The following is a 16,770-nucleotide window of genomic DNA, read 5'->3' on the forward strand; positions in this document are numbered from 1 at the left end:
CAGCGCCCCTAGCGGGCGAAACATGGCACCGTCAAGATTAGCGTTTCCTATTCCGCACCGCCAACCCAAAAGCGTCAGAAGCGACCCTCGATCGATAGCCTGTACCCGTTCGGCGTGGCCTGGAAGCCGCTGAGCCGCAGTTTCTCGATCGCGGCGGGATCGCTCACCTGTACCGTCAACTCACCACGGAACCGGCCGCTGGGCCATAAACGGAGCGCGATATTTTCCGTGCCCGCCTGACTGGCGAGCGGCAATAACAGGGCTCCCGCATCGCACCGGGCGGTTCCCGTCATGCCCTGGCCGAGGCTCACGCCCGCCAGATCGCCCGAGATGGCCGCGCGCACGCGCCCTTCCGCCTTCTGGCAATTGCCGTCTTGGAAGCGGACGCTGACGTCGTCGAATTCAAGCGATGAGACCGGCATGGGGGCGAAGACGTTACCTGCGGGGAGAGTCGCCGTCAGGTCGTCGATGCCGAAGCTGTGGCGGCTGACGCCGATCGCGCCGCGAAACGGCCGCGCATCCGCCTTGCCCGTCCCCGCCAGATCGATTCGCGCCCGTCCGACCAGCAACTGGATCGGCGACAACCGCGCCCGCAGATCGCCCAGCGCCACGCCGCCGAAACTCGCCTCGCGCAGCGTGCCGTACCAGAGGCTGCCCTCGACCTGCCGCGCCGTGAGCCCGGTATTGCCGAGATCGAACCAGCCCATGGCGAGCCGAAGCGGCAGGAACGCGATCAGCGCAATCACGAAGGCAGCGCCGAAAAAGGCGCGCGGCCCCGTCTTTAGTCTAAAGCGCCTCATTGCCCGCGCACCTTCAGCGCGAGCTGTGCCGACACCGTCTTGTCGCCATTGTCGGTGGTCGCCAGCGAATCGACCAGGATACCGGCTGCCTCCAGCCCGGCGATCCAGCCGAACAACAGGCCCGGCCGGGCAGTGGCGATGGTGATCTGAACCCGATTCGGTCCGTCGGGAGTCACGCTGGCCAGGGCGAAGCCGGCCTCGTTCGCCCGGTCGCGGACGACCGAATCGAGCTGCGCCTCGAGCGCCGCCGGCCGGTTGCGCTGCAGCGCCTCCACTTCCTTCACCCGCGCCTGGGTTTCGGCGAGTCGAATCACCGCATCGGCGTGACGCTCGCGTGCGGAGGACAGACCGTCGGTCACCGGCCAGATGATCCCGGCCCAGACGATCGTGAGCGCCAGAAGCGCGACCATCACCAAGAGCATGCGCTGCTCGCGCGACGAGCGCCCGGCAAACCAGAGGCGTAGGCGCTCGATCATCGCGGGGTCACCGTCAATTCGCTGGAGAAACGGCCGGCATTCGATTCGATCGTGCTCTGGCGCACGGCGAAACCATAGGCCTGGATCCGCGAGCGGAGATCGGTGATCTGCCCCTCGCTCTCGGCCGCCACGGTCACGCGCAACTCGCCATTGGCCGCAAAATTAAGGGTCCGAGCCTCGGCCCCCTGAACCGACCGGATCGCCGCAAACACTGCAGCCGTGGTGCGGCTGAAGCCGGCCCCGCCGCCACGCAGATCGGACAAGCGTGTGTCGAGCTGGCGATCGGCGTCGTTGACCGTCTCGCCACGCGGCAGGCCCTGACGGGCCAGCAGGTCGGCCTGACGCTCGACCGAATCGGCGGCGAAGCTGTATTTCATGATCTGGGCGAGGCTGATCAGCAGCGTCACGCCGAGGATTGCCACCGACAGCCAGCCGAGCCGGCGGATCAGCTTCCAGTCGATCGCGAAACGACGGCGCCGCGCGAACGGCCCCTGCCGCAGATCGAGCGCGGGCGCGGCAAGCGCCGCGGCAATGGCGGTTTCCAACTCCTCGCGAGCCAGCACCGTCGGCGCGACACCACCGGTTATCAGCTCGGTCAGCCGCGCCTCATCGGCAAAGCCGCTGGTCGGGCCGCGCACAACGCCCTCCCCGCCAAGATCGGCGCGGATATAGCCCTGTTCCGGCCGTGGCAGCAGCAGCGCCGACGGCACCAGCATGGCGGGATCGATGCCGTGGGTCGCCAGCGTATCGAGCCACGCCTGCATCTGTGCGGAGGAGACAACCGCGATGGGGCGTTCTGCCTGGGCATCCTCCCGCCCGACCGCGACATGAAGCTCAGAGAGCGGCGCCGCGCTCGCGTCGCCGATCAGCATGCGGGCCGCGGTGACGGCCTGGGCAGTCGACCGATCCGGCAGTTCCGCCCAGTGCAGCGTCACCGCCTCGGCCGGGACGATGACGATCGGCGGCGATTCTTCGGCGTCCGGAAGTTCGGGCAGCCCTTCGCCACGGGCCACGACGGCACCATCGGCAAGACGCAGCCAGCGCCAGGGCGCGGTGCCGGTCGGCAGGAAGAGCGTGAGCGATTCGGTCATGACGGCTCGCCCCAGTGCCGCGAGACAAGGCGCGCGGGAAGTTCCGTCGCATCGATTAGCGCATGTTGTTCGAGTTCAGTGCTGCCCACCGTCGAATTCACCTGCAACGAGAACCAGCCGGTGGTGACGGCCGTCTGCGCCATGGCTTCCTGCGAGGGGGTGACGGCGTCGAGGGACGGCAGCTTCCAGAAAGCGGGCGTGCTTTCGAAGCCGTCGGGCGGGCGGCGCAGCAGCACCTGGCGGGCGGCCTCGACCGTCATGGTGTCTGGCATCAGCATTGCGAGCAAGGGCGCCTGTTCCGGAAGCAGGGTGTTGACGTTGATCTTCGACGGCTTGGCCACCGGCAGGGTGCAAATCCAGGGACGAAGCTTGGCATAGATTTGTGGCGTTACGCCGGCCACGGCGCGCAGCTCGCTCGGATCGGCCATCAGCGTGTTGGCGGTGCGATAGGGCGTCGACTGGCCGCTATAGGTCGCGTCCTCGGCACCGAGATCGATCGGGCTGGTATCGCTGTCGATCCAGTCCGACGCGGCGGCCGCAATTGAGTCGGCCGATCCGGCCGATCCGCCGATCAGCCGGATCAGACGCGCGAACTGGAGGCGTGACGGGGTGTAGGAGGCATAGCTACCGGGCGATGTCTCGACCGCCAGACTGTTGAGATTGAAGCAATTGCCGCCATCCGAGACCCTGGCGGTGGCGAGGCCGCCCGGCACCGGCAGCGGTATCGGCCGGCCGCTCCAGCCGCCGACCAGGGTCACCCGGCTCTTGTCGCGTGACAGCAGGTCGGAGACCTTGGTCAGGGCAAGCGTCTCCGCCGCCAGCCCATAGGCGCGTGCCTGATCGAGTGCGATGGCATTGCCGCCGAGCCTCGTCGCGATCCGCAGTTTCTCCAGCGCGGTGCCGGCCAGCACCGCGATCAGGGCGACGAGCAGCAGCACCGTCAGCAGGGCCGCACCGCGCTCGGAATGGCGGTCAGTTGCCCGCATCGGGCGCCCTCCGCTTGCCATAGCCCGAGCCGACCAGGAACACCTGCCGGAACTCGACCCCGTCGTCGCGCAGGACGCGCATCTCCATCGCCTGGGGCAATGCGTAGATTGGCGTACCCTGCCAGCGGTCACTCCACGCGCCGTTGATCCGGTACCGCAGCGAGACCTGGCGAACATGCGTCAGCATCACGGCGGGCGACAATGGCAAGGCGCCGTCGAGCATCGGATAGGCAACCCGTTCGAGCGCCCCGTTGGCGACGCGATATTCGACCTTCTGCTCGCCGGGACGCGGGGCAGCGTCGAGATTGCTCCAGCCCGCCCGTACCAGGCGGACCATCGGCGTAGTGGCCGATCCCGATTCGCCGGTGAAGGCCGGCAAGAGATCGCCCGACTCGTTGCGGGTCTGGCGCTCGGTGGCCTGGGCAAGATCGGCCGCCAGGGACGAGGACAAGCGGTTGAGCGCCTGTACATCGTCGAGCTTCGCGTCGGTCGCGGCCTGAGCACGCACACTGAACGACAGCAGCGCGACACCCGATGCGGCGAGCAAGCCGAAGATCAGGAGGGAGATCATGACTTCTACAAGCGTGAAGCCGTGTTCGGCGGAACGCCTCACGGGCATGAAGCCGTGTTCGGCGGAGCGCCTCACGGGCGTGAAGCCGTGTTCGGTGGAGCGCTTCACGATGCCGCCCCTCCGATCGTCGCCGCGCGCACTACAGTGAGATGCCCCTGGCGGCTGCCAGCGGCGTCATCGACCTGCACGTCGATGCGCAGGATGCGTGCATCGGCCGTCGCGCGGGTCTCGCGCGTCCAGGACCATATCTTGCCGCCATTCTGTTCGGCGCCCTTCGCGATGCCGACCGCGGGCGGCTTGGCGTCGGTCATCGCCTCGATCGCGACGTTGCGGGCGACCATCTGCGCGGTGAGTGTCGAATCGAGGATGGAGGTACCGCGGATCGTCGCGCCTTCAAGCCGGATCAGCGCGAGCGCAGCCAGGCTGAACACCGCCAGCGCGACCATCATCTCGATCAGCGTGAAACCGCGCTCGGCAGGACGCCAATGATGGAAAGACCCCCGGGGTACCATCAGCTGCCGACCTTCACCGAGCCGTCGGCGGCGATGCGAATCGCCACTTCCACGTCATCGCGCTTCAGCCGGACGTCGAGCGGGCGATCCGCCAGGCCGGTCGTGTCGAACATGACCCGCTGGCGGCCGCCGGTATCGGTCACCACCGCGCGCGTACCCCTGCCCCAGCTGGTCACGCGCAGCGGCTTTTCGGCGATCGGCGCCCATCTGCCCCCTACCCGCTCGTCGAAGCCATAGCCGCCACCGGAGACCCACAGGCTCACCGGATGTGCGTCGATGATCGCCGATTGCTGCGCCGCCTGTGCCCGCGCCGCGAAGCGCGAGGCCTCATCGAGCAGGCGACCGCGCGGATCCGGCAATGCCCAGACGACGGCAGCCGACGCCAGCCCGATGATCGTGATGACGATCATCAGCTCGATGAGGGTGAAACCACGGTCACGCTCGCGCGGCCGGTTTCTCGTAAGGGCGGGCGCCCGTGACAATTACTGCCAGCTGCCGATATCGGCGTCGGTGCCCTCGCCGCCTTCCTTGTTGTCCGCACCGAGCGTCCAGATGTCCGCGTCGCCATGCTGGCCGGGCGAGGCATAGAGATAGGGGCGGCCCCAGGGATCGTCAGGCAGGCGCTTGATATAGCCGCCGCGCTGATATTTGGCAGGATCGGCACCAGAGGGTGCCGAGACGAGCGCCTGCAGGCCCTGGGCGGTCGACGGATAGACGTCGTTCTGCAGCTTGTAATTGTCGAGCGCGCCTTCGATCGTCGAGATGTCGGTCTTGGCCTTGATGACCTTGGCCTTCTCGCCGCTCGGGATGACGTTGATCGCGACGATCGTCGCGAGCAGCCCGAGAATGACGATTACGACCATCAGCTCTACGAGGGTGAAGCCTTCTTCACGGCGACGCTTCCGGATCGGGGTGGTGCGGGGATTCTTCATACTGGTCCTCATTGGCCGGCAAGCGTGTTGAGCTGCAGGATCGGCAGCAGGATGGAAAGAACGATGGTGGCCACGATCCCGCCCATCAGCACGATGATCGCAGGTTCGAGCAGCGACAGCGCCGTCGCGGTGAAGCGGTCGAACTCGCGCTCGAGATAATCGGCGGCGCGTTCGAGCATGTCGTCGAGCTGGCCGGCCGTCTCGCCAGAGGCGGCGAGATAGGTCAGCAGCGGCGGGAACACGCCAGCGCGGCGCATCGCGGCCGAGAGGCTGCCGCCGCCCCGGATCGATTCGACGATCTCGTCCGAGGCGATCCGCAGGCGGCGATTGTTGATCGTGCCCGCCGTCAGGGTCAGCCCCTCGAGCAACGGCAGGCGGCTGGCGATCATCGTCGCGAGGGTGCGGGCCATGCGCGCGGCGTGGAGATCGCGGATCAGCCGACCGAGCAGCGGGAGCCGAAGCAGCCAGCTATCGAAAGCGAGCCTGATCCCCGGATCCTTGAGCGCACGCCAGGCACCGAAGATACTGAGCGCGATCGCGATCAGGATCGCCCACCAATAGCCGACGAGAAAAGCCGAGATGCCGATCACGATCTTGGTGAGCAGCGGCAATTCCTGCCCAACCGTATCGAACTGCTCGACCACCTGCGGCACCACGAACATCATCAGCGCCGTGACCACGCCCATCGCTACCACCGCGAGCACCGCGGGATAGGCAAGCGTAGTGATGATCTTGCCGTTGATCTCGGCCTGGCGTTCGAGCAGCACCGAGAGGCGTTCGAGGATCACCGGTAGCGAACCGGAACGCTCGCCGGCCGAGACCATGGCGCGGTAGAGCGGCGGGAAACTCTTCGGCTCGCGCCCCATCGCCTCGGCGAGGCGACGCCCCTCGACGACGCCGGCATGAACCGATGCGACGATGGTGCGCACCGCCTCCTGCTCGGTCTGGCGGGTAATGGTGCGAAGCGATTCCTCGAGCGGCGACACCCGGTTGAGTGTCGCGAGTTGGCGGGTGAACAAGGCGAGTTGCTTCGCGCCCATCTTCTTCCCGCCGAGACGGAAGTCGGACAGCAGCGGCTTACCCCGGGTCTTGGCCGGGCCCGAACCCGGCTCGACCTTCACGACGTAAAGGCGTTTCTTATCCAGCAGGACACGCGCGTCGTCGATCGACTCGGCGGCGATATGCCCCCGCGTCTCGCGCCCCCGCGTATCGATCGCCAGATAGTCGAAATCAGCCATTCGACGGCGCATCCACCACCAAGGGCGCCTCGACATCGGCCATGTCGCGGCGCGAGACCCGGACCGCTTCCTCGGGCGTGGTCAGCCCCTCGCGCACGAGCTGCCGCGCGGCCGAGCCGAGATTGGGCGAGTGGAGGAAGGCATGGCGAGCGATGATCGCCTCATCACCGCCGTCATTGATCAGGCGGCGGATCGTTTCGTCGACGCGGATCGCTTCGAACACGCCGATCCGGCCCTTGAAGCCCGATCCCTGGCAATGCTCGCAACCGACTGGTTCATAGACCACCGCGCCGACATCGAAGCCGAGCAGGGCCGACACCGAGCCGCTGGCCTGGACCGGGCGGCGGCAATGCTCGCACAGCTTACGCACGAGGCGCTGGGCGATGACCGCACGCAGCGTAGAGGCGAGCAAGAACGGTTCGACCTTCATGTCGCGCATACGGGTGATCGCGCCGACCGCGTCGTTGGTGTGAACCGTCGAGAGCACGAGATGGCCGGTGAGCGAGGCCTGGACCGCGATCTCGGCCGTCTCGCGGTCACGGATTTCGCCGACCATCACCACGTCCGGATCCTGGCGCAGGATCGCGCGCAGTCCGGCGGCGAAGGTCAGGCCGACCTTGGGGTTCACCTGAGTCTGGCCGATGCCGTCCATGGCATATTCGACCGGATCCTCGACCGTCAGGATGTTCCGGCTGCCGTCGTTGAGCAGGCGCAGCGCGGCGTAGAGCGTGGTCGTCTTGCCCGAACCCGTCGGGCCGGTGACCAGGATGATACCGTTCGGCTCGGACAGCGCGCCCTTCAGCATGGTGTTGATCGCGGCGGTCATGCCGAGCACGTCGAGCGTGATCCCCGCATTCTCCTTGTCGAGGATACGCAGGACCACGCGCTCGCCCGCCCGGCTCGGCAGGGTCGAGACGCGCACGTCGAGCAGCTTGCCGCCGAGCGTCAGGCCGATACGGCCGTCCTGTGGAACGCGACGCTCGGCGATGTCGAGGCGCGCCATGACCTTCACCCGGCTAACCACCACCGGCGCGACATGCGGCGGCATACGCAGCGTCTCGCGCAGCACGCCGTCGATGCGCATGCGCACGACCAGGCCGGTCTCGTATGGCTCGATATGGATGTCCGATACGCCGTTGCGCGCCGCATCGGCGATGATCCCGTTGATCAGGCGGATCGCGGGCGCGTCGTCGGCCGTGTCGAGCAGGTCGTCGGCCGTGGGCAGATCGCCGGCGAGCAGGTCGAGCTCATCACCCAGGCCGAGCGTACCCGCGGCGACGGCAGCGGCCTGGCCGTCCATGGCATAACGATCCGACAGAAGGCGGTCGAAATCCTCGGGGCTCACGAAGCTGACGTCGAACGGCCGGGCGAGATGGCGGCGCAGTTCGAGCAGGACCTTGGGGTCCGAGCCTTCGCGCATGGCAATCGACAAATGGCTGCCGTCACCGATCTCGAGCGCGACACCGAAGCGCCTGGCAAAGCCATAGGGAATGGCGATCATGCGATCGGGCAACGGCGTGCCCTCCTCCAATATCAGCGGCTCCGCTGCGTCTTCCGTGTTTCCCTGGGCGATCTGCATCACTTGTCCCCCGCCGGCCGTACAATCCGGGTCGAGTTGCGCATTATCGGCACGGCAACGCGTGGATCCTCGATCCCGCCCGGCGTGCCAGCCGCCGGTAAGGGCGCCGCGGCGCCCATATAATCACGTACGAGCTGATCGATGCTCGGCTCCGATTCGGGGTTTTGCCCCGCCTGCTGGAGGCGCAGATAACCATAGCGCCGCTCCGCGACCTTGCGGCTGTCCTCGGGCGTGCGCAGCACGGTCGGGCGGATGAAGATCATCAGATTGGTCTTGGTACGCTGCTTCGCCTTCGAGCGGAACAGCTGGCCGATGCCGGGCAAGTCGCCGAGAAACGGCACCTTCTCGATCGTGCGCCGCTCATCATCGCTGAGCAGGCCACCGATGATCGCGATCTGGCCGTCATCGACCGTGAGTGTGGTCTCCACCTCGCGTTTGTTGAGGATAAGGTCGCTATTGTCGCTCGACACCGGGCCGGCGATGCTGCTGACCTGCTGGTGCAGGAACAGCTTGATCGCACCCGACGAATTGACCTGCGGCCGCACCTCCAGCTGGATACCGACATTCTCGCGCTGCACGGTGCGGAAGGCGTTGTCGAAATTGGTCGACAGCGCCTGGCCGGTGGTGATCGGGATTTCCTGGCCGACCAGGATACGCGCCGGCTGATTGTCGAGCGTGGTCAGCGAGGGCGCCTGAAGCAGGTTCGACGTGGTATCGGATTTGACCGCGCTGATGATCGTGCCGAAAATCGCGTCCTTGCCGATATTAAAGGCACCACCACCAAAGCCGCCCGATGCGCCGAGGATCGAGTTCAGCGCCGACTGCGCAAGGGAATCACCGACCGCGCTGCCATTGGTGGTGACGGTCGTGGTGCCGTTGACTGTCGTGGTGCTGGTCGCAAGCGAGCGAGCGCCGATCGCGCCGGCGATGGTCAGCAGATTGGGCGCCGAATTGCTGTACGCGGTGGCGAAGGTGGGCACGCCACTCCCCGGCAGGCCGGCGAGCAGGAACTGGACGCCCAGCTTGCTTGCCGTCGCATCGGAAACCTCGGCGACGATCGCCTCGACCAGCACCTGCTCGCGCCGCGTATCAAGCTGGCGGACCACCTCGGAAAGCTGGCGCTGCACCTCGGCCGGGGCGGCGATGACGATCGCGTTGGCGCCGGTGAAACGGGTCACCACCGCCGCAGTGCGACCGCCCTCGGCAACGATGGCAGGCTGACCGCTACCGCCGCCAGCAGCAGCGGGCGCCGCCTGCTGAACCGGCGCCGGCATGCTCGACGGCTGGCTGTCATTATTGCCAGTGCCGCCGAAATTGGAGCGCGACAGGGTGTTGGACTGGGTCGGCTGGCTCGGCGTCTGGCCGACGAGTTGCTGGAGCACCGGCAGAAGCTGTTCGGCATCTGCGTTTTCCAGGAAGACGACCTTGATCTCGGTGCCGTTCTTGGCGCGGCCGTCGAGATCCTCCGCAACGGTGGCGAGACGCGCGACCGATGACGGATCGCCGCGCAACGCGACCGAATTGGAGCCGACGATCGCCACGACGCTGACACTCTGGCCACCGCCCGGGGTCGCCCCCTGCCCGCTCGTTCCGACCAGCGCCTGGAGCGCCGTCGCAATCTCGCGCGCACCGGCATTCTTCAGTGCGATGACCCGGGTGGAATTATTGTCGGTATCGATCCGCCGCAGCACCTCGCGCACACGGCGCACATTGTCCGCGAAATCGACGATCACGACAGAGTTGCCGCCGCGATTGGCGGTGACCGATCCCTGCGCGCTGACCAGCGCCCGGACGGTATCGACCGCCGAGGCAGCGTCGATCGCGCGCAGCCGCACAATCTCGGTGACCAGGCTGTTGCGCGCCGCGCCGGCCGATCCGATACGGCTTGGCTGAGACGCGGAATTGTCGCTCGGCTGGATGCGAAAGGCGCCGTTCGAGGTTGGCACGGCGACCAGGCCATTGGCCCGAAGCGTGGACAGGAACACTTCAAAATATTCGGAACGCGACAGCGGGCGATCGGTGACGACCGTCACCTTGCCCTGCACACGCGCGTCGATAATGAACGTCCGTCCAGTGACGCGCGCCGCATCGGCGATGAAGGCGCGGATATCGGCATCGCGCACGTTCATCGTCGTCTGCGCGGAAACCGTGCCGACCAGCACGGTTGCCAGGACGGGTGCAAGAATAAGGTTTTTCATTGGCCCGCGATCGTGAGGGTGAGAGAAAGGGTATCGTTGCCGCGCTCGACGGTGACAGGGATGGTGCCGCCCTTCCCGATCTGCGCGCCGAGTTGTTCCATGTCGCCCTGGCCTGTCACCGGGCGACCGTTGATAGCGGTGATGACATCGCCTTCGCGCAAACCGGCCTGGCGGAAGGCGGTGCCGGAACCCTGCGGACGCACGACAAGACCGCTGATCTTGCCCGCGTCGACGCGCGGGATGAAACCGATATCGGCGCGGAGCTGGGTTGGCGTCAGGCCCGCCCTGGCGTTTGGCACATTCGGCAGCCCCGGCAAGGCAGGCGCGCTCGGCAACAAGGACGGCGTGGTTTCGGACGGCGGCGGGGCGACCGGCTGAACCGATCCGCTCTGGTCGAGAAACAGATCCTCCGCCGCTCCGCCGCGGTCGATCGTGACGTGATCGAACGCCACCGCCTTGAGCGTGACGCCCGGGCTAATCTCGTCGCCGACAGCAAAGCTCTGCTGGACGCCGTCCGGGCCTGCGATGATCGCAGAGCCGCCACCCATCGCCTCGTTCACTCGCGTGCCGAACAGCGTGAGTTGGAGCGAGGTCACCACCACGGTCTTGTTGTCGGCACCGCCGCTCATCCGGAAGAAGGGGTCGAAACCCTGCAGCACTGCGGTGGGCGAGCCGGAGAAGCCCGGCTGGACCGGTTGCCATGCGCCGAGCGCCCCCACCGGCGTGACCAACACCCAGAACAGCCGGGCGCATTGCACGGCCAGCGCCGCAAGCAGCACCAGTTCAGCCGCCGTATAGACGTTGGTGCGAGGCAGCCGCCGCAACAGCGCGCGAGCCCGCGCATCCAGAACCAAACGCATGCGGAAAATCCCCGATCGCGAACCTGCTAGGTGGCGATTGTTACAGTCGTACGTCGTTCCTGTGAACCATCCGCGACACCAATCCTATACGTCGACACACTGGAAAAGACGCGATGTTTTTGGCACCATCATCTCCGATGACTTCTGCCCCCCAATGCGCCGCATCTTCGTCCCCTTTCGGGTCCGGACTTCCATCGGAAGGCCTGACCCGGCACCTCACTGCCCTGCCCGGCGTGCAACGCGTGCCAAGCCCGAAGCTGACCCTGTTCCTCAACCGAGGCTTCCTAGATCCGGAAACCTGCGCCGCCGTGATCTCGATGATCGACGCGGTGCGGCGCCCCTCGACCATCTCCGACCCTAATGGCGATGCCGCCTTTCGCACCAGCGAGACCTGTGACCTCGACCCCCTCGATCCAGTGACGGCCGAAGTCGAGGCACGGATCGCCGCGCTCACCGGCCTCGACCCCGTCTTTGGCGAACCGATACAGGGCCAGCGCTATGCTGTTGGGCAGGAGTTCAAGGGGCATACAGACTATTTCGAGCCGTCGGGTGCGGATTATGAACGCTATTGCGGCGTTGCGGGCAACCGCACCTGGACGGTGATGATCTACCTCAACGAACCCGAAGCGGGTGGCGCTACGCGGTTCAAGGCGATCGACAAGATCGTCCAGCCGGAGACAGGCAAGCTCCTCGCCTGGAACAATCGTCGCCCCGACGGGAGCCTCAATCCCGCAACGATCCATCAGGGGATGAAGGTCCGCAGCGGCGTGAAATATGTCATCACCAAATGGTTCCGCGAACGGCCCTGGGGCTGGTGACGAAACCCCGCCACCGCCGTGAGGCGGAAGCGGGGGTACTGCTGCATCAGAAGGTCGTGCTGAGCCCGAGCGAGAAGGTCCGGCCAAGCGTGTAGCGATTGGCATAGACCGTCTTGCCGCTGGCGAAGGTCTGGCCTTCCTGGAAGCGGGTCTTGGTGAGGTTACGCGCTTCGGCCTTTATCTCCCACGCACCGCCCAGCAGCTTGAAGCCCTGCCGGGCGACAAAATCGAGACGGATGCCAGGATGCTCGACGATGTCGGGCTGAAAACCGACGCCGCTCAGGTTCGACGGGCCACGATTGGTCACGCGGTCGCTGGCATAGTTGAACAACAACGTCGCCTGGGACAGCGACTCCTTGTCTTCGATGCCGATCTGGACATTCGCCAGATGCTCGGACTGACCGGTCAGCGGTGCGCCATCGCGGAATTGCAGCCCGGCCGGGCCGAAGCCGGTCTGGCAGCCACCCAGCGTCTGGCCGAGCACGTTGGGCGCGCACTCGCTACCCGCCGTGATCGACGATTTCGAATAGGTATAGTTCGCGATCAGGACGATGCGGCGGCTCGCGAAGAAATCCGAATTGAGGAAATCGAGCGCGAAATATTTCTGGAGCTCGACTTCGGCGCCGTAGAGCTTCGCCTTGGGCAGGTTGGTGAAGCCGGTCTGCAGACGATCGTCCGAGCCGGTGTAGAAGCCGACCTGCTCGATCGGATTGTCGATCTTCTTGTAGAAGCCGCCCAGGGTGATGCGCTGATCGCGCGCGAAGAACCATTCATAGCGCGCTTCGAAGTTCAGGAGCTCCGAGTCCCGCAGCAGAGGGTTACCGAAGAACAGTCGATCCGAATCCGGATCGCGGAACTGCTGCGGCGCGAGTTCGCGGAACTGCGGGCGCGAGATCGTCTTGGACGCGCTCGCCCGAAGCTGCATGTCGCTCGCGAAGTTCCATGTCAGCGTCGCCGCCGGCAGGGAATATTCGTTGTTCAACCGCGTGGTGGCTGCGCCGATTGGCGTTACACGCTCGTCGGCCTTTTCGTAACGCACGCCCACGGTGCCGCGTACGCCTTCGAACAGGTCCATCTCGGCCTGGACATAGCCCGCATGGATGCGGAGCGACGCGTCATAGGCGTAAGCGCCGAGCGGCGTGCTGAACTGCAGCTCGATATTGTTGGCGCGGATCGAGTCGATCGACAGCAGATAGTCCGGTCGCAACAGGTTCCACGGGTAGCCCGGCACGGTGCCGCCACCCGCCGAGGTCTGATAGTTGAACTGCAGGCGGGTCGAAGTGCGGCTGGTATCGGTGTAGTTATAGCCGGTCGACAGGGTAAGCGCACGGCCGTCGGTCGGCACCTTGAACGTCAGGTCGCCCTGGCCGCTATAGAGATCCTCGTCCAGCGTGCTGAAGATGATCGAGGCGAAAGGCGAGAAGCGCGGCGTTACCTGGAACGCGCCGTCGCATTGCTGCCCTTCCCCCGGATTCGGGGTCTGAACGGTGATTGGCAGGCCGGTCGTGGTGCGGTTGGAACAGAGATAATCGAACTGGCGCTCATACGGCGCATCGCGCTTCGAGTTGGCGTAAGCGCCGCGCACATCGAGCTTCAGGGCATCGCTGAACTTGAACTCGCCGACCATCTGCGTCTCGAATAGCTGGCGTTCGAACCAGTTGGTGTTCTGCTGGAAACGCAGCCCGCTCGGATTGTTGTACAGGGTCGCGGCCGAGGCGCGGCCTTGCTTCAGCGTGTCGTGGATATAAACATTGGTCCAGCGGAGCTTGTTCTCGCCGAATTCATAGCCGAGACCGAGCAGACCSTTGGTGATGACGCGGTTGTCGGTCAGCACCGTCCGGTAATCGTTACGCAGCGTCCCGTCCTCCGAGACCGAATCCTGCTGCGTCGTCGACCGGGTACGGAAGGTGTTGCTTGCGCCTGCCGAGGCGATGATACCCATACGGCCGCCGCCCAGGTCGAACGACGTGCCGGCGCTTAATTCGCCCGAGAAGTTCGCCGGCAGGTGATCGTTGCGCTGGAGCAGCGTAGTGCTGGCGTTGCTGAGCGCCTCGACTTGGCTGCTCGGAATGATGCCGCTGCCGTTCGGCGCGTTGCGGATGAAGTCGGGCACCTTGCGGGTGCCGTCGTCGTAACCGATCCAGTCCCGCTTGCCGCCGGCATAGGTGTATCCGAGCTGGTTGGTCGTCGCGGTGTCGGCCGTGACGGAGCCACCGACCGTGATGAAATCCTCGTCCGGGATCGCCTTGGTCGTGAGGTTGATCACGCCGCCGCCGAATTCGCCGGGATAGCTCACCGAATAGGTCTTCTGGACGAGTGCCGAGCCGATCAGGCCGGTCGGGAAGATGTCGAGCGGCACGGAGCGGCGGAGCGGCTCGGGGCTCGGCAGGGGCAGGCCGTTGAGCAGCGAGGACGAATAACGATCGCCCAGGCCGCGCACATAGACGAAGCCGCCGCCGACGACGCTGAGACCGGTGACGCGCGTGAGGGCGCCGGCGATGTCGCCTTCCCCGGTACGCGCGATGTCGGCGCTCGACAGCACCGAGACCACCTGCGGCGTGGCGCGAATGACGTTGGGGATGTTGCGGCCGATAACAACGATGTCTTCGCCAGCCGACGAGTCGAAGCCAGGGCTGGAGACCTCGACCTCGGCTTCGGGATTGCCCTGATCCTGCGCCGCGGCGTCAGCCGTGGGCGCTGGCGTGGTCTGTGCCGCCGGCGGTGCCGTTGGTGCCGGTGTGGCGCCACCCGAAGTCTGCGCCAGCGCGGCCGGCGCGACCAGCGTGGACGTTAGGAGAAGGAGCGTTCCATAGGAGAGGCGCTTCTGCATGGCCTGAAATCCCGATCGATATTTAATAGGCAAACGCCGGGGCGGCGCTGGAGGCCGCCCCGGCATCAATGCTGGTCGGATCGCTGCCCGGCCTTAACGGCCCTGGCAGGCGAAGTAGACCGAGTTGAACACCGGCGGGCCAACGTCCTGAAGCGCCGCATCTGCCGGACGGATGGTCGAGCGGCCGCCCGCGTCCACGCCCGCGATGATGTTGACACAGGCGACGTTCGCCGGGGTCGAGATGACGCCGTTCACGAAAGTCATGTCCGCGCCACCGCGAAGGCGGATCGCAGCGGGGGCGAGCGCACGCTGGATGAAGGTGAAGTTGGCATAGCGGCCGAAGGTACGCGGCAGCAGATCCTCGGCATTGTTCGAGTCGATCTCGGTCGAGAAGGAGTCGGCCGTCGCGCCGGTGAGACGCTGCGCGGCAACCATGAACTGGATGAAGCCGCGATAGCCGTTGTCGATGTCGAACCCGTCATCGTCGGCGCCGGTGACGACGAAATACTTGATGTTGGTCGTGCCGCCGAAGATCTCGACGCCATCATCGGCCGAATTGTGGCTCTGGATGTGATCGAGCACGGTGCCCGAGCCGGTGCCGCCCAGGGTCAGTCCCTGGAGTTCGTTACCGTCGCTGATCGCAATGCCGCTATAGCGGATCTGCACATATTGCATCTTGCCGTTGCTGTCGGCTGCGGTCGGGCCGCCATAGAAGCGACCGGTCACACCTTCGATCGCCTGCTGGCAGGTCGTGCTGCTGCCGGCCGCGTTGTTAGGGCCGGTGCCGGCTGCGCAGACGCCGACCGGCGCACGGCCGAGCAGGATGATACCACCCCACTGGCCTTGCGACGCATCACTGACGCCGTTGGCGGTCAGGTTCTGCTGCGAGGTGAAGATGATCGGCGCGGACACGGTGCCGACCGCGTTGATCTTCGCACCGCGATTGACGAGCAGCAGGTCATTGGTCGGCTCGCTCGAGTCCGCGGCGATCACGACGCCAGGCTCGATGTTCAGCACCGCATTCGAGTCAGCGCCGGTCGTGCCGACATCGGTGCCGACCTCGGTCTGGCCGCGGAGGCGGTAAAAGACACCAGCGATCTTCGGCAGGTTGAGCGTACCGGTGATGACGGTCGGCAGGCGGCAGGCGCGGAAGGTGTTGCTCAGCACGCCATCGTCGATCGTACCGGTCGGGCATGCCGCGGCGGCAGCACCGGAACCGACGTTCGGCACCGCGGTGCAGGACGCGCCCGAACCACCGAAATTCGCCGTGGTCGAGTTACAGGTCCAGCCCTGGAAGGCCGTGTCGGTCGAGCCATTGAAGGCGCCGACGAAGTTGGTGCTGGTGAAGAAGGGATTGATCGTCGAGGGATCGAGCGCCGGGGTGAGCGAGGCGGCGCCTGCGGGGAAGATACCACCGGTAATCGAAGCGTTGACGCCGTCGACTTTGTTGTTGGTGCCGGCATTGACCAGCGCAAGCTGTTCATCCGCGGTGATCGAAATGCCGTTGACCGTGGTTACGGCCGCGAACTGCGCAGCGGTGATCGGCGACGGCCCTGGAGTCGGCGTGGGCGTCGGAGCCGGCGCGGGCGGGTTGATGACGACAGTGCCTGCACCCGGCGAGGCAACGCCGTCGGCGCCGTCGCAGCCACCCAGCGCGAGAAGAGCGGTGCCGCTCATGAGGACAAGACTAAAGCGCTTGAAGCTGGTCATAATGACTCCGTTCGATCTGTGGGCGAGAGCTGACACGCTCTCCGGATCGACTCGGTGTTCCCCCTGCCGACCACACAGCCCCGCTAGGGGCGGCCCGTGACTCCACGGTGCGGATTCGAAGACTCTATGATGACGCCCGCATTTCAGATCGGTGACAATTGTTGCGGAT

General features: G+C 66.0%; 15 protein-coding genes. 1 reads left to right on the forward strand and 14 read right to left on the reverse strand.

The genetic code is table 11. The annotated features are described in order from the left end of the window. Positions 1 to 74 precede the first annotated feature (74 nt). The 12 genes from AC1DT7_RS17770 to AC1DT7_RS17825 all read right to left on the reverse strand — a co-directional run bounded on the left by AC1DT7_RS17770 (position 75) and on the right by AC1DT7_RS17825 (position 11,243). Complete coding sequence (locus tag AC1DT7_RS17770; RefSeq protein ID WP_478037439.1) at positions 75 to 800, reverse strand: type II secretion system protein N; 726 nt, start codon at positions 798 to 800, stop codon at positions 75 to 77. Then, positions 797 to 1,276 (reverse strand): type II secretion system protein GspM, encoded by a 480-nt coding sequence (gene gspM, locus AC1DT7_RS17775; RefSeq protein WP_478037440.1) that lies wholly within the window; start codon positions 1,274 to 1,276, stop codon positions 797 to 799. Before gspM ends, AC1DT7_RS17770 begins: the two co-directional genes overlap by 4 nt. Continuing rightward, a complete protein-coding gene (gene gspL / locus AC1DT7_RS17780) occupies positions 1,273 to 2,367 on the reverse strand; it encodes a type II secretion system protein GspL (protein WP_478037442.1) in 1,095 nt (364 codons plus the stop codon). The genes gspM and gspL overlap by 4 nt, the downstream gene beginning before the upstream one ends. Next, the gene (gspK, locus tag AC1DT7_RS17785; protein ID WP_478037444.1) at positions 2,364 to 3,353 is read right to left on the reverse strand and encodes a type II secretion system minor pseudopilin GspK; all 990 of its coding nucleotides are present in this window, start codon (positions 3,351 to 3,353) and stop codon (positions 2,364 to 2,366) included. Before gspK ends, gspL begins: the two co-directional genes overlap by 4 nt. Further along, positions 3,340 to 4,032, reverse strand: a complete 693-nt coding sequence (gene gspJ, locus AC1DT7_RS17790; protein ID WP_478037445.1) for a type II secretion system minor pseudopilin GspJ — start codon at positions 4,030 to 4,032, stop codon at positions 3,340 to 3,342. The genes gspK and gspJ overlap by 14 nt, the downstream gene beginning before the upstream one ends. Next, a complete protein-coding gene (gene gspI, locus AC1DT7_RS17795; RefSeq protein ID WP_478037446.1) occupies positions 4,029 to 4,436 on the reverse strand; it encodes a type II secretion system minor pseudopilin GspI in 408 nt (135 codons plus the stop codon). Before gspI ends, gspJ begins: the two co-directional genes overlap by 4 nt. Continuing rightward, a complete protein-coding gene (locus AC1DT7_RS17800) occupies positions 4,436 to 4,846 on the reverse strand; it encodes a GspH/FimT family pseudopilin (protein ID WP_478037448.1) in 411 nt (136 codons plus the stop codon). The genes gspI and AC1DT7_RS17800 overlap by 1 nt, the downstream gene beginning before the upstream one ends. A 72-nt stretch (positions 4,847 to 4,918) precedes the next feature. Next, positions 4,919 to 5,380, reverse strand: coding sequence for a type II secretion system major pseudopilin GspG (gene gspG, locus AC1DT7_RS17805; RefSeq protein WP_478037449.1), 462 nt, complete (start codon positions 5,378 to 5,380; stop codon positions 4,919 to 4,921). Continuing rightward, positions 5,377 to 6,606, reverse strand: a complete 1,230-nt coding sequence (gspF, locus tag AC1DT7_RS17810; protein ID WP_478037450.1) for a type II secretion system inner membrane protein GspF — start codon at positions 6,604 to 6,606, stop codon at positions 5,377 to 5,379. The genes gspG and gspF overlap by 4 nt, the downstream gene beginning before the upstream one ends. Then, a complete protein-coding gene (locus tag AC1DT7_RS17815; protein WP_478037494.1) occupies positions 6,599 to 8,107 on the reverse strand; it encodes a GspE/PulE family protein in 1,509 nt (502 codons plus the stop codon). Before AC1DT7_RS17815 ends, gspF begins: the two co-directional genes overlap by 8 nt. 77 nt (positions 8,108 to 8,184) lie before the next feature. Further along, a complete protein-coding gene (gene gspD / locus AC1DT7_RS17820; RefSeq protein WP_478037452.1) occupies positions 8,185 to 10,383 on the reverse strand; it encodes a type II secretion system secretin GspD in 2,199 nt (732 codons plus the stop codon). After that, entirely contained in the window at positions 10,380 to 11,243 is an 864-nt protein-coding gene (locus tag AC1DT7_RS17825) for a type II secretion system protein N (protein WP_478037453.1), read from the reverse strand. Before AC1DT7_RS17825 ends, gspD begins: the two co-directional genes overlap by 4 nt. Positions 11,244 to 11,380: 137 nt before the next feature. On the opposite strand from AC1DT7_RS17825, the gene AC1DT7_RS17830 reads away from it, so the two are divergent. Further along, positions 11,381 to 12,061 (forward strand): prolyl hydroxylase family protein, encoded by a 681-nt coding sequence (locus AC1DT7_RS17830; RefSeq protein WP_478037454.1) that lies wholly within the window; start codon positions 11,381 to 11,383, stop codon positions 12,059 to 12,061. 46 nt (positions 12,062 to 12,107) lie between these two features. Here the strand turns inward: AC1DT7_RS17830 and AC1DT7_RS17835 are convergent, their stop codons facing one another. Then, the gene (locus AC1DT7_RS17835; RefSeq protein WP_478037456.1) at positions 12,108 to 14,891 is read right to left on the reverse strand and encodes a TonB-dependent receptor domain-containing protein; all 2,784 of its coding nucleotides are present in this window, start codon (positions 14,889 to 14,891) and stop codon (positions 12,108 to 12,110) included. Positions 14,892 to 14,984: 93 nt separating this feature from the next. Continuing rightward, entirely contained in the window at positions 14,985 to 16,601 is a 1,617-nt protein-coding gene (locus tag AC1DT7_RS17840) for a hypothetical protein (RefSeq protein ID WP_478037457.1), read from the reverse strand. Positions 16,602 to 16,770: the final 169 nt, after the last annotated feature.

This window comes from Sphingomonas sp. P3_C6, assembly GCF_056402595.1.